Annotated in this window: 16 protein-coding genes; 5 read left to right on the top strand and 11 right to left on the bottom strand. The window is 62.2% G+C overall.

Translation table 11 applies throughout. From position 1 onward, the window contains the following. The first annotated feature begins 42 nt into the window (after positions 1 to 42). Both WA070_RS12020 and WA070_RS12015 read left to right on the top strand, forming a co-directional pair. Positions 43 to 1,284, top strand: a complete 1,242-nt coding sequence (locus WA070_RS12020; protein WP_422634162.1) for a TIGR04063 family PEP-CTERM/XrtA system glycosyltransferase — start codon at positions 43 to 45, stop codon at positions 1,282 to 1,284. A 58-nt stretch (positions 1,285 to 1,342) separates the two neighbouring features. After that, positions 1,343 to 2,215: a hypothetical protein gene (locus WA070_RS12015; RefSeq protein WP_422634264.1), complete on the top strand. Its 873-nt coding sequence runs from the start codon at positions 1,343 to 1,345 to the stop codon at positions 2,213 to 2,215. A 16-nt stretch (positions 2,216 to 2,231) separates the two neighbouring features. Here the strand turns inward: WA070_RS12015 and WA070_RS12010 are convergent, their stop codons facing one another. After that, a complete protein-coding gene (locus WA070_RS12010) occupies positions 2,232 to 2,603 on the bottom strand; it encodes a hypothetical protein (protein ID WP_422634263.1) in 372 nt (123 codons plus the stop codon). Further along, positions 2,603 to 2,785, bottom strand: a complete 183-nt coding sequence (locus WA070_RS12005; protein WP_422634161.1) for a hypothetical protein — start codon at positions 2,783 to 2,785, stop codon at positions 2,603 to 2,605. The genes WA070_RS12010 and WA070_RS12005 overlap by 1 nt, the downstream gene beginning before the upstream one ends. 115 nt (positions 2,786 to 2,900) lie before the next feature. Here WA070_RS12005 and WA070_RS12000 point away from each other — a divergent pair, with 115 nt between their 5' ends. Next, entirely contained in the window at positions 2,901 to 3,578 is a 678-nt protein-coding gene (locus tag WA070_RS12000; protein WP_422634160.1) for a S24 family peptidase, read from the top strand. Positions 3,579 to 3,620: 42 nt separating this feature from the next. Then, the gene (locus WA070_RS11995; protein WP_422634159.1) at positions 3,621 to 4,550 is read left to right on the top strand and encodes an XdhC family protein; all 930 of its coding nucleotides are present in this window, start codon (positions 3,621 to 3,623) and stop codon (positions 4,548 to 4,550) included. Between the two features lie 186 nt (positions 4,551 to 4,736). Here WA070_RS11995 and WA070_RS11990 read toward each other — a convergent pair whose 3' ends face one another. From WA070_RS11990 to WA070_RS11970, 5 genes are all read right to left on the bottom strand, one after another. Further along, positions 4,737 to 4,922 carry a YbdD/YjiX family protein gene (locus tag WA070_RS11990; RefSeq protein ID WP_422634158.1) on the bottom strand — a complete coding sequence of 62 codons (186 nt, stop codon included), beginning with the start codon at positions 4,920 to 4,922 and terminating at the stop codon, positions 4,737 to 4,739. Continuing rightward, positions 4,919 to 6,967 carry a carbon starvation CstA family protein gene (locus WA070_RS11985; RefSeq protein ID WP_422634157.1) on the bottom strand — a complete coding sequence of 683 codons (2,049 nt, stop codon included), beginning with the start codon at positions 6,965 to 6,967 and terminating at the stop codon, positions 4,919 to 4,921. Before WA070_RS11985 ends, WA070_RS11990 begins: the two co-directional genes overlap by 4 nt. 84 nt (positions 6,968 to 7,051) lie before the next feature. After that, on the bottom strand, positions 7,052 to 7,471 hold the full coding sequence (locus WA070_RS11980; RefSeq protein WP_422634262.1) for a DoxX family protein: 420 nt from the start codon (positions 7,469 to 7,471) through the stop codon (positions 7,052 to 7,054). After that, the gene (locus WA070_RS11975) at positions 7,468 to 7,902 is read right to left on the bottom strand and encodes a pyridoxamine 5'-phosphate oxidase family protein (protein ID WP_422634156.1); all 435 of its coding nucleotides are present in this window, start codon (positions 7,900 to 7,902) and stop codon (positions 7,468 to 7,470) included. Before WA070_RS11975 ends, WA070_RS11980 begins: the two co-directional genes overlap by 4 nt. A 70-nt stretch (positions 7,903 to 7,972) precedes the next feature. Next, positions 7,973 to 8,281 carry an alkylphosphonate utilization protein gene (locus tag WA070_RS11970; protein WP_422634155.1) on the bottom strand — a complete coding sequence of 103 codons (309 nt, stop codon included), beginning with the start codon at positions 8,279 to 8,281 and terminating at the stop codon, positions 7,973 to 7,975. A gap of 174 nt (positions 8,282 to 8,455) precedes the next feature. Between WA070_RS11970 and WA070_RS11965 the strand changes: the two genes are divergently transcribed. Next, the gene (locus tag WA070_RS11965) at positions 8,456 to 9,382 is read left to right on the top strand and encodes an SGNH/GDSL hydrolase family protein (protein WP_422634154.1); all 927 of its coding nucleotides are present in this window, start codon (positions 8,456 to 8,458) and stop codon (positions 9,380 to 9,382) included. 102 nt (positions 9,383 to 9,484) lie between these two features. Here the strand turns inward: WA070_RS11965 and yihA are convergent, their stop codons facing one another. From yihA to rnpA, 4 genes are all read right to left on the bottom strand, one after another. Beyond that, positions 9,485 to 10,132: a ribosome biogenesis GTP-binding protein YihA/YsxC gene (gene yihA, locus WA070_RS11960; protein WP_422634153.1), complete on the bottom strand. Its 648-nt coding sequence runs from the start codon at positions 10,130 to 10,132 to the stop codon at positions 9,485 to 9,487. 99 nt (positions 10,133 to 10,231) lie between these two features. Next, entirely contained in the window at positions 10,232 to 11,935 is a 1,704-nt protein-coding gene (gene yidC / locus WA070_RS11955) for a membrane protein insertase YidC (protein ID WP_422634261.1), read from the bottom strand. Positions 11,936 to 11,964: 29 nt separating this feature from the next. Then, a complete protein-coding gene (gene yidD / locus WA070_RS11950) occupies positions 11,965 to 12,177 on the bottom strand; it encodes a membrane protein insertion efficiency factor YidD (RefSeq protein WP_422634152.1) in 213 nt (70 codons plus the stop codon). After that, positions 12,174 to 12,548, bottom strand: coding sequence for a ribonuclease P protein component (rnpA, locus tag WA070_RS11945; RefSeq protein ID WP_422634151.1), 375 nt, complete (start codon positions 12,546 to 12,548; stop codon positions 12,174 to 12,176). Before rnpA ends, yidD begins: the two co-directional genes overlap by 4 nt. Positions 12,549 to 12,554 lie beyond the last annotated feature (6 nt).

Here is a 12,554-nt window from a genome sequence, read left to right as displayed (position 1 = left end):
GGTTGACGGGCCGTTAAACCTTTTCCCCTAAAGAACAGGGGTATGACCCGTATCCTTCATGTGCTGGATCACAGCCTCCCGCTCCACAGTGGCTACACCTTTCGGACTCGTGCGATCCTGCGCGCGCAGATCGCCAGAGGATGGCACGTGCGCGGCATCACCGGGCATCGCCACGGCGTGGCCACGGGAATGAGCGACGGCCCGCTGGAGGAGGAGATTGACGGCCTGACCTTTTACCGCACGCCGGGCGAACCGGCGACGGGCAACCCGGTCCTGCGCGAATGGCGCGACATCGCAGCCCATGCCGACGCGATCGAGGCGCTGGTGCAGCAATGGCGGCCTGACATCATACACGCCCATTCGCCGGTATTGAACGCCATGGCGGCGCAGCGCGTGGCGAAACGGCATGGCATTCCGCTTATCTACGAAATTCGCGCTTTTTGGGAAGATGCGGCAGTCGGCAATGGGACAGGGACGGAGGGCAGCCCGCGCTACTGGCTGACCCGCCAGCTTGAAACTCATGCCGTGCGCGCCGCTGATGCGGTCGCTGTCATCTGCGAAGGACTGCGCAGCGATCTGGCTGCACGCGGTATCGACCCGGCCAAGATCGTCGTGTCCCCCAATGGCGTGGACATGGAACAGTTTGGCGCGCCGGTGCCGCGCGACCCGGTACTCGCCGCCAAACTCGGGCTTGAAGGAGCGGACGTAGTTGGCTTCATCGGCAGCTTCTATGACTATGAAGGTCTGGACGACCTGATCGCCGCCATGCCGCGACTCGTCCGCGCCCGTCCGCGCGCCAAGCTGCTGCTGGTCGGTGGCGGTCCGCGTGAACAGGCTTTGCGCGATCAGGCGATGGCATCGCCCTTTGCCGACCATATCGTCTTCGTTGGCCGGGTGCCGCACGATCAGGTCGAACATTATTATGCGCAAATCGACATATTGGCTTACCCGCGCAAGGCGATGCGGCTGACCGATCTGGTGACGCCGCTCAAGCCGCTGGAAGCCATGGCGCAGGGGCGATTGGTGGCCGCGTCCAGCGTCGGCGGGCATCGCGAGTTGATCGAGGATGGCGTCACCGGCGCATTGTTCCCGCCCGATGACCCGGCAGGCATAGCGACGACATTGGCGGGGCTTTTCGCGCAGCGCGCTGGTTGGGACGAACGCCGCGCGAGGGCGCGCGCCTTTGTCGAGCGCGAGCGTAACTGGTCGTCAAACATTTTGCGTTACGAACCTGTTTACCAGCGGCTGCTGGCGCGTCCTGCTCGGTCGCGCGCGGCCGCCTGAACGGAAGGTTTGACGCAGCGTGCCGAGACGAGCCGGGCAGGGCAGAAAGTGGACGACGATCGCCTTGGGCGGTCTGGGCGCTGCGTTGCTGGTCCTATCGATCCCGGTCGGACTGATCGAAACGCTCGTAGCGTCAAGCGGCATCAGCGAATCGCTGCCCGCCGCTGCCCCGCCGCTGGGGTTGAAGGCGCGGTTGGTGCTGGCGGGCTTTGCCGCGCTGATGACGATGGGGCTGATGGATATGATGCGCCGCACCCGGACGGATGCGGCGGCGATGGACGAAGAAGGGCGCATGTCGCGTCCGCAAGGAGCAAGACAGATGGGTTTCGCATTTTCCAAGCTGACTGCACTGGCAAGGGGCCGCATCACTGGAACGCCACCTGCGCCGGTCGAGCGGCCCACGCCTGCCTTGCGACGTGCCGACGCGCATCCCGATGCACCGGCCCGTGCGCCGATTTTTGCCAGCCGCGATTTTAGCGGCCTGGATATTTTTGCCCGGCCCGATCGGATCGAGCGTGTCGAATGGAAGATGTCGGCCGAGGAAGAACCCGTCGTTCTGGCTCCGCAGGTGCAGGAATTGGCGCAACCGACTTTTCTGCGTGCGTCAGAGGCTGAACCAGAAGCGGCTCTGTCGGTCAAGAGCGAGGGCGCCGTGCTGCAGGAGGACGGGTTTGCACCGCAAGTCGAGGCTGAACCTGTTTTCCTTGATCCTGCGCCGACCCATGGCCTGACGATCACTCAGTTGACCGAGAGATTGGAGCGCGGCCTGTCCCTGCGCAGCCGCGCTCCTGCCACGGCCAGCGCACGCGTCCTTGCCGACATGCCCGTCGCCGCGCCCGTGCCGGTGCGCGATCATGTGGCACGGGATGCAGATGACGCTCTGCGCGCGGCGCTTGGCGCGTTGCGCACCATGGCCGGCCGCGCGCGCTGACCCAGACAGCCGACGATCACCAGTCTTCGATCGTCAGGGCAGAGATTTCGAGCAGATAGTCATCCCCATCCTGCCGGTCTTCATCGATACTGATGTCGGCCACGAAATGACCCGACAGTAACCATTGCGCGTCGGCAAGGCCGTTCACGAAGCGCGCGCGCCGGGCGGCCATGTCATCGCCCGTCAGTCTTAACGTGACGACGTGACGACGTCCTTCAAACAGGGCGCTGGCCCATGGACGGCTGGCGGCACGCTCGATAGTCGTGGGCGCTCCCGCCCGGTCCAGCAGTTGCGTCAAAAGCCGGGGCAGGGGATCGCCTGACCGCTGGCCGATCGCGCCCGTGCGCGCGGTACGATGCGTGGTAAATCCATGATCCATGCTTGTCATCATCTGACCTTCCTGCGATATGTGTTCATGAAATGTTCTACACGCCTCTTCACCCGTTCCCCTGGCTCGCGCCCGCTGCGCATGTCGAAGACAAGGCGCGGATCACGCGTCGAGGCCCGCCCGAAGGTCGTCGGTGCCATACCGTTATGGCGAAGAAATTTCTCGATCGTGCGCAACAGCATCCGTTTCAGTCTCCCCTGTTGATTCGACTCGCGCCCTGCGAATCGTCAAGCGCATTCCTATTTCTAACCCTATTTCCTACTTGTCTAGGAAAAATCCTATTGCTATGGATCGGCCATGGATGAAGCCCAAGATGCCCGAATCGCACTGGACCGGCTGATCGCCGATCGTGGGGAAAATTACGCCGATCTGTCGCGGCTGATCGGTCGCAACCCGGCCTATATCCAGCAGTTCATCAAGCGCGGCACGCCACGCAAACTGGATGAGGAGGACCGGCGCGTGCTGGCACGCTATTTCGGCGTGGCGGAACAGGCACTGGGCGGGGTCGCTGCGCCTGTGGCGATCATGCCGGGCGGGGGGCAAATGCGTTCGGTCCCGGCGGTCGTGGCGGTGCCGCGCCTCGCGCTGGGCGCGTCGGCTGGCGGCGGCACGCTGGACGTAGACGAACAGACAGCCGGTATCATGGCGTTCGACGCGCATTGGTTGCGCCATCTGGGCGTGCGACCGCAACGGGTTTCGATCATTCGGGTCGATGGCGAATCGATGGCCCCGACGCTCAGCGATGGCGACGACATCATGGTCGATCATGACGACGACGCCATGCGACTGCGCGACGGTGTCTATGTGTTGCGGCTAGATGGGGTGCTGATGGTTAAGCGGATCGCCATGGGTCCGTTGCGCGGACGTTTCAGCGTCATCAGCGACAATGCCCATTATCCTGATTGGACAGATATCGACCCCAGGTTGGTCGCTATCGTCGGTCGGGTCGTCTGGACCGGCAGGCGACTGGTCTAGCGGGTCCGCCATCCCTATCTGTGCGCCAAAGGAGTTTAGGTCTTGAACGATAATGGTGCGGTGATCCGCAAGGCGGTGGAATGGCGCGGCGCGCGACTGGCGCTGGCAACCGTCGTGTCGACCTGGGGATCGGCTCCGCGCCCGCGTGGCAGCCATATGATCGTACATGAAGATGGCCGGTTCGAGGGTAGCATTTCAGGTGGCTGCGTCGAAACCGACGTGCTGCAACGCGCGGCGGAGGTGATCGCGGGACGGGTGGGCCATGTCGAACGCTATGGCGTGGCCGACGGCGATGCGTGGGAAGTCGGCCTGCCGTGCGGCGGAGAAATCAGCGTGCTGGTGCAGTCAGTCGGTGAAGCGGGTTTCCCGACGGCGCTATTCGACCGGATAGAGGCGGAAAGCGCGCGGGGCAGGGCGCTGACGCTGGCGACGGACCTGACCACCGGCATGACGCGCGAAAGCGGGGTGCATGACGAAAGGGCGGATGATTTCCTTAATCGCTATGATCCGCCCCGCCGCCTGTTGATCGTCGGGGCGGTGCAGATCGCCCAGTCGCTGGTGCCGCTGGCGCAGGCGATCGGTGTGACCTCGGTGGTGATCGACCCGCGGGGGCGGTTTTTGACCGCCGAGCGCTTCCCAGGTGTAGAACTGGACGACCGTTGGCCAGACGATGCCATAGCCGCCCGCTTCCCCGGCGAGTCGACTGCTGTCGTAACGCTCAGCCATGATATCAAGATCGACGATCCGGCATTGGCGGCGGCGCTTAGTGCATCAACCGGCTATGTGGCGGCCTTGGGATCGCGCAAAAGTCATGCCGCCCGTCTGGAGCGGCTCGCAGCAGCGGGCTTCTCGGATCATGATCTCAAGCGGATAGACGGGCCAGCGGGGCTGGATATCGGCGCGATCGGTGCGGCGGAAATTGCGTTGTCGATTTGCGCGGGGATGGTCGCGGGTTTCAACAGCAACCGTTGACGACAAGCTGAAAATGAAAGTGCCCCTCGCCGCAAGGGATGGGCGGGGGGCACATCCTCTTGCTGTCGGGCATAAAGGACGAGTGGCCTCTAAAACTATAGCTGATATTTTACCATACCCCAAAAGGGTTATATTTGAATTTTTATTACACAGACATTACCGCCATTGCAGTAATATTACAGATGTTCAGCAGCATCGTCCGCCATTCCTGCCGCCATAGCGTGCCTCCTGTCGATCGCGGAAGAAGGTGATGCGGTCCATCGCTGGTTCGTTCGGATGATGTTGCGCGCGGTGGCTCAGATAGGCGTCATAGTCCGGCATGCCGACCATCAGTCGCGCCGTGCGCCGCAATGTGTCGATCAAACCGCTCATTCCGCCGGAACCATGTGCATGGGAATTTCATGCGCCGTCGGTGTTGCAGACCTGCGCGCCGCCAGACATGTCCGCACGGTAAAGACCAGCAATGCCAGAACGACGGCAAGAAACAGTGCGACCAGTGCCGCGTCGATCCGGTCGTTAAATATGATCCGCTGCATTTCAGCCATCGATTTGGCGGGGTTTAGCAGTTTTCCCTGATCCGCCGCCGTGGCGAATTTGGTCGCGTGAGAGAGGAAGCCAACCTTGGGATCCGTCGAAAACAGCTTGAGCCAGCCTGCGGACAGGGTGCAGGCCAAAAGCCATCCGGTCGGCAGCACCGTCACCCAGGCGAAGCGGTCGCGCTTCATGCGGAACAGCACGACGGTGGCCAGCATCAGGGCGATGGCGGCCAGCATTTGGTTGGAAATACCGAACACCGGCCAAAGCGTATTCACGCCGCCGAGTGGATCGGTCACGCCCTGATAGAGGAAGAAACCCCAGGCAGCGACGCACAGGCCGGTCGCGATGAGGCCGGGGATATGGCTGCTCGTGTCTTTGAAGGACGGCACGGCCAGCGCGATCAGATCCTGCAACATGAAACGCCCCGCCCGCGTGCCTGCATCCACGGCGGTCAGGATGAACAGCGCCTCAAACAATATGGCGAAATGATACCAGAAGGCCTTCATGGCGGGGCCGCCGACGACATGGGAGAATATTTCCGCCATTGCGACGGCCAGCGTCGGCGCGCCGCCCGCGCGGCTGATGATGCTGTGCTCACCGACATCCTTTGCCGTCTGAGTGATGAGTTCAGGGCTAATGGGAAAGCCCATCGCGGTGATCGCGGCGGAAGCGCTGCCCGCGTCTGTGCCGATCAGCGCGGCCGGGCTGTTCATCGTGAAATAGATGCCCGGATCCAGGATCGACGCGCCGACCAGCGCCATGATTGCGACGAACGCCTCCATCAGCATCGCGCCGTAACCAATGACGGGCGCATGGGCTTCGCTGGCGATCAGCTTGGGGGTGGTGCCGCTGGCGATGAGGGCGTGGAAGCCCGACACCGCGCCACAGGCTATGGTGATGAAGAGGAAGGGGAACAGTCCGCCCGACCAGACCGGTCCGCCACCATGGATGAACTGGGTCAGCGCAGGCATACGCAATGGCGGTGCCATGATGACGATGCCAATGGCGAGCGCGGCGATCGCTCCGATCTTGAGAAAGGTGGAGAGATAGTCGCGCGGGGCGAGCAGCAGCCAGACCGGCAGTACTGACGCTACCGCGCCATAGCCGATCAATATCCAGCACAGTTGCACCGGCGTGAAGGTGAAGATCGGACCCCAGACGGGGGAAGCGGCAACAGCCTGCCCATAGACGATGGCGGCGAGCAGGCCGACAAGGCCCAGTATGGAAACTTCGCCGATCCGACCCGGTCTGATCCAGCGGGTATAGACGCCCATGAAAAGCGCCAGCGGCACCGTCGCCGCCACGGTGAACATGCCCCAAGGGCTTTCGGCGAGCGCCTTGACGACGATCAGCGCCAGCACTGCCAATATGATGACCATGATCATGAAGGCACCGAACAGGGCGATCGTGCCCGCGACCTGCCCCATTTCCATGCGGATGAGTTCGCCCAGCGATTTGCCGTCGCGGCGCATCGAGATGAACAGGATCATGAAATCCTGCACCGCGCCCGCCAATACGACACCCGCGATGATCCATAATGTGCCAGGCAGATAGCCCATCTGCGCGGCGAGCACTGGCCCGACCAGCGGCCCCGCGCCCGCAATCGCCGCGAAATGATGGCCGAACAGGACGCTGCGGTCGGTCGCGACATAGTCCAGTCCGTCGGCACGGCGGACGGCGGGGGTGGCGCGTGCCGGGTCTAGGCCCATGACGTGACGGGAAATGAACAGCGCATAATAGCGATAGGCGACCAGAAAGCTGCTTACGGCTGCCACCACGATCCAGAGCGCGTTGACCGCTTCGCCGCGTGACACCGCCACGACGGTCAGTGCCGCCGCGCCGACGAGGGCGATCAGGATCCATGGAATATGCCGTGTCATTGCGCGTCCTGCTGCTCCGGGAAGCGCGCACAGTAAGAGTTCAGCTCCGAAAGACAACCGTTGGCGGGCCGGGTCGGTCGTGGATCAGCGCGCCTTCCTGCCCAAGGGCCAATCCGTCACACCGCTGGCCCATAGCGCCCACCAGATGATCACCGGTTGCAACGCCAGTCTAGGGCCATGATACCACCAGCTTAAATGGAGACCGCCCAGCGGAATGTCGTTGATTGCATGATGGATATTGGCTGGCCAGACGCACAGCGCATATAAAGCCAAGCCAATACCGGCAGCAGGGCGCAGGCACTGAGTCATCAGTCCCATGGCGCCGGCCAGTTCGGCGACGCCAGTCAGGGCGATCACCGTTTCGGGCATCGGCACCCAATGCGGGGTGATCGCAAGAAAACCCGCGGGGCGCGTCAGATGCGCGATCCCGGCCACAAGATATGCCGCCGCCAGCAGGATGCGGGCGGCGGTGCGGATGCGGGCCGAAAGTGCGGATTTCGTCAGAGCGTTAACTCACCCTCATCTTCGCCATCCCAATAGTGGGCGCGCTGCGCTTCTACCTTGATCATCACCAAAGCAGACGTATCCGCGCCATCGGCAAACCAATGGTCCAGGTCGGCGTTCCAATGCGCCTCGAACGCTGCACGGTCGCGTATCAGTTCGGCATGGCCCTCGATCGCGATGAACAACGGGCGTTGGCCAAGCAAACCGCTTTTGCCCTGAAAGGACAGGCCGACGCGCGGATCGCGTGCGATGTCGCCGACCATCAGCGTGTCGTCGGTGGTGAAATAATAGCTGTCGCCTTCATATGTAACGTCGCGATTGTTGCTCATGGGCCGCGCGGCGATGTGGCCGCCCTGCGCATGGGTCGACAGCATCGTGAAATCGATCTGCTTCATCTTTTCCGCCAGCGTGGCGATCGTCTGTTCGGCCATGGTCCGTCTCCTGTGATGTGCAGCCACAACGCGGCACACATCCGGTTAGGTTCCCGGCGTCGATTTCATCCTAGCGTTTGCGCACGAACTCCGCGCGCAGGACCAGCCCCTTGATCCCGTCGTATCGGCAGTCGATTTCCTGCGCGTCGCCGGTCAGGCGGATGGATTTGATCAACGTGCCGCGCTTCAATGTCTGGCCCGCGCCCTTGACCGTCAGATCCTTGATCAATGTTACCTGATCGCCATCGGCCAGCAGGTTGCCAACCGAATCGCGCACCTCGATTGGGTCTGCATCAGCGCCGCTTGTCGTAACGTGCGCATCAGCCGCGCTGACCCATTCCCCGCTCGCTTCGTCATAGACATAATCGTCGTCGGCCATGATGCTTCCCGTCCCTAATGCTGATCCAAGCCCATGGCGTGGATAGGCCGCCATGTCGAGCGGCGCGACGGATGAAGACTGTTCGTGCTATGGCCATGCAGATGTCCGAAGTTGTGGGTTATGGGAACATCGCACAGGCTTATCGCGCGTATCGATTATTGCAGGAAATCACGGATGACCATCGTTAGCAGAGTCACGCATGCCGTGGCTCACCTGGCCAACGGCCTGTCGGCTTTGCTGTTGGCGGGGTGCGCCGCGCAGTCCGGCCCCGCAGCCTTTTCTGTTCCGGTCGGGTCGATTTATGTCGCGATGGGCAGTTCCTATGCGGCGGGGCCGGGCGTCACGACATCTGCTGACACGCCACCGACACGCTGCCAGCGATCGGCTGACAATTATGCCCATCAATTCGCTCGCCAGCATGGCCTCCATTTGGTCGATGTCAGCTGCGGTGGCGCGACGACGGCGCATATTCTGGGGCCATGGAAGGAATTGCCGCCGCAGATCGAGGCGATCCCGCCTGATGCGCGGCTCGTGACCGTGACGATCGGGGGCAATGATGTCGGTTTCGTTGGCAGCCTGATGAAGGCATCCTGCGACGGGCAGGTGGACCTGTTGTCGTCGGCCGCGTCGGCGATGTGCGGAAAAATGGCAGCCTATGCGCGGGAAAAGCCCCAGCAGTTCGCCGCCATGCAGGCGACGGCGGATGAAGCGACATGGGCAAAGCTCGAAGCGGCGATGGATAGCATTGGAGAGCAGGTGAAGCGGCGCGCGCCCAACGCGCGGCTTGTCTTCGTCGATTATATTCGCATCGTCCCGGCGAAGGGATGTGTATCCGCGCCGTTCAATAACCCCGTCAGCGCGGATACTGCGCGAACCATCGCCCTGCGGCTGGCAAATGTGACTGCCACGGTCGCCCGTCGGGCAGGTGCGGGGCTGGTCAGGGCTTCCGACCTGTCGCGCGGCCATGAAGCCTGCACAGCCGATAGCTGGTCATCGGGTTTCGCACCCCCGAACGGGGTGACGAACTTCTCGCCCTATCATCCGAATCTGGCGGCCATGACCGCGATTGCCGGGGCACTGGATAGGGAAGTGGGGCGCTAATGTGGTGGATTTGAAATACGCCATATTGTGGCGGCATGATCCGGAGCCTATTTCAAATCCATCAACCGCACTAGAATCAAATATTTGACTCAGCGCGCGGTGTCATCCTTGGGTTACGGCTTCCAGTACGGCGGCGCGCAGTTCGGGGATGCCCATGCCTTTTTCGCTCGACGTGGCGATGATGTCGGGATGGGCAGCGGGGCGCTTGCGGATCGCATCGGCTGTCGACTGCCGCACGGTGGCGAGTTCGCTGGCCTTGATCTTGTCTGCCTTGGTCAGGATGATGCGATAGCTGACCGCTGCACCATCCAGCATGTCCAGCATGTCGGTATCGACGTCCTTTACGCCATGGCGGCTGTCGATCAGCACCAGCGCCCGCTTTAACGCCGCGCGCCCGCGCAGATAGTCGTTCACCAGGAACTTCCATTTGCGCACCACGTCCTTGGGCGCCTTGGCATAGCCATAGCCCGGCATATCGACGAGACGAAAGCGCAGCGGTTCGCCCACGTCGAAGAAGTTGAGTTCTTGCGTACGACCGGGGGTGTTGGACGTACGCGCCAAGCTGTTGCGATTGGTCAGCGCGTTGAGCAGCGAGGATTTACCGACGTTGGACCGGCCCGCAAACGCGACTTCATTGACCGACATGTCGGGCAGAAACTCCAGCGTGGGCGCGGATTTGAGAAAAGCGATCGGACCGGAAAAGGTCTTGCGCGCTTCCTCGATCAGGTCGGCATGGTCTTGGTCTGTCACTAAAAAATCCGTTCGCCCTGAGCCAGTCGAAGGGCCGTTCTTCCCTTCACGAAAGTGCAGGGCTTCGACAAGCTCAGCCCGAACGGATGATGGTTTGGTCTACTTCGCCGTCGCCGTGCTCAGCACGGGGTGGCGTTTGTACAGCCACCATTGCTGCGCCATCGACAGGCAGTTGTTGGTGATCCAGTAGACGAGCAAGCCAGCCGCGAACGGCGCCATGATGAACATCATCATCCACGGCATGATCGAAAAGATCTGCTGTTGCATCGGGTCCATCTGGGCCGGGTTCAGCTTGAACTGGAAGAACATGCTGATGCCCAGCAGCACTGCCAGCACGCCGATCGCCAGGAAAGAAGGCGGGGTGAAGGGCAACAGGCCGAACAGGTTGACGATGTGCAGCGGATCGGGCGCGGACAGATCCCTGATCCACAGCACGAATGGCTGGTGGCGCATTTCGATCGTCAGCTGAAGCACCTTATACAGCGCGAAGAAAATCGGAATCTGAATGAAGATGGGCAGGCATCCGGCGAGCGGATTGACCTTTTCCTTCTTGTACAGTTCCATCATCTCCTGCTGGAGCCGGGGCTTGTCGTCTTTGTACTTGTCCTGAAGCGCCTTCATCTTGGGCTGAACCGCGCGCATCGCCGCCATGCTCGCGAACTGGCGCTGGGCGACCGGGAACATCAGGCCGCGCACGACGAAGGTCAGGCAGATGATCGCCGCACCGAAATTGCCGAGCGTCTCGAACAGCCAGTGGAGCAGCGCGAAGATCGGCTGTTCGAACCAGTAGAACCAGCCCCAGTCGATCGCCCGGTCGAACAGCTTGATGCCATCGCGCTCATAGGCTTGCAGCGTCTTGACTTCCTTTGCGCCCACGAACAGGCGCAGCGTCTGCGTTGCGGCCTTGCCGGGCGCGAGCATCGTGGCGTTCAGTGCGACATCGGCCTGATATTGCGTGCCAGCACCCTTCTGGAACTGACCAGCGAAAGCGGTCTTTTGATCGGGAACCAGCGCGGAAAGCCAATATTTGTCGGTAAAGCCGATCCAGCCGTCGGTCGACTGGAACTGCTGGCTCGACGGCCCCTCGTCCAGATCCTTGAAATTCACGCCATAATTGGCCGCGCCGTTGAACACGCCGATCGGACCGGTGTGGATGGTCCAGGTCGATACGTCCTTGGACGGACCCATGCGGCTGATATAGGCATAAGGCTTGACACCGACCGCGCCAGCGCCGGTGTTCGATACCTTCTGCGCGGCGGAAATCATGTAGTTCTGATCGACGGTCAGGCGGATTTCGAACAGCTGGCCCGCGCCGTTATTCCATGTGAGCGTCACCGGGCTGGTGGGTGTCAGCGCGCTACCCTGCGCGGTCCACAATGTGTCCTTGTTGGGCGTTTTCAGGCCTTCGCCCTGCCAGCCGAAGCCAGCGAAATAGGAGTCCTGCGTCCCGGCGGGGCTGTACAGACGGACGGACGCGGAATTTTTTTCGATCGTTTCCTTGTAGGTCGGCAGCACGATGTCATCGATGCGCGCCCCCTTCAGATTGATCGACCCGAGCAGTTTGGGTGTGCGAATGGGAACGCGCGGGCTTTCACGCAAGACTATCGTACGGTCGCGAATCGCGGACACGCTGTCAGCGGCGGGGTCTGCTGCGGGATTGGCGACCGGCATGGTCTTGCCGCCCTCGATCCGGGTCACTGGTGGATTGGCGACCGGGAAGACATAATGCGACACATAGGGCCAGCCGAACAGAATCGCTGCGGTCAGTAGCACCGCCAGAATGATATTCTTCTTGTCGTCCACGCGCTTGCGCTCCGCCGTCAGATTATGTGTCAGGGGACCGGGTCGTACCCCGACCCGCCCCATGGGTGGCATCGCATTAGCCGCTTGGTCCCCAACCAGCTACCCTTGATCGCGCCATATTTGCGCACGGCCTGAATCATATATTCAGAACAGGACGGCGCGTAGCGGCAGGTTGGGGGCAGGATGCGCGAAGGGCCGATTTGCCAGATGCGGGCGATCAGGATGAGCAGGCGGGCAATCACGCGCCCTTGCCCCTGCCATGAGCGGCGCGCTGCGGTCTGTTGTCGCCCGCAGTTGCGCGCGCGATCTTGCCCAGCGCCTTTTCCAGCTCGGCACGAAGCAGCGTAAAGTCGCGCTCTATCCCGCCATCGCGGCCGATCAGCACATGATCTGCACCCGCATAGCCGTGCAGAGGCAATAGTTCGCGCGCGAGAACGCGAAAGCGGCGCTTCATCCGGTTACGGACGACCGCGCCGCCAATCTTTTTCGTGACCGTGATGCCGAAACGCATCGCCGGATCGCCATCGGCCCGCTCACGCACCAGCAGGACGAATCCTGGCATGGGCGCGCGCTTGCCACGATTGGCCGCCAGAAAATCGGCCCGCCTGCTCATGATCGC

This window comes from Sphingobium sp., assembly GCF_049304695.1.
Classification (GTDB): domain Bacteria; phylum Pseudomonadota; class Alphaproteobacteria; order Sphingomonadales; family Sphingomonadaceae; genus Sphingobium.
This window is presented reverse-complemented; position numbering and strand designations above follow the sequence as displayed.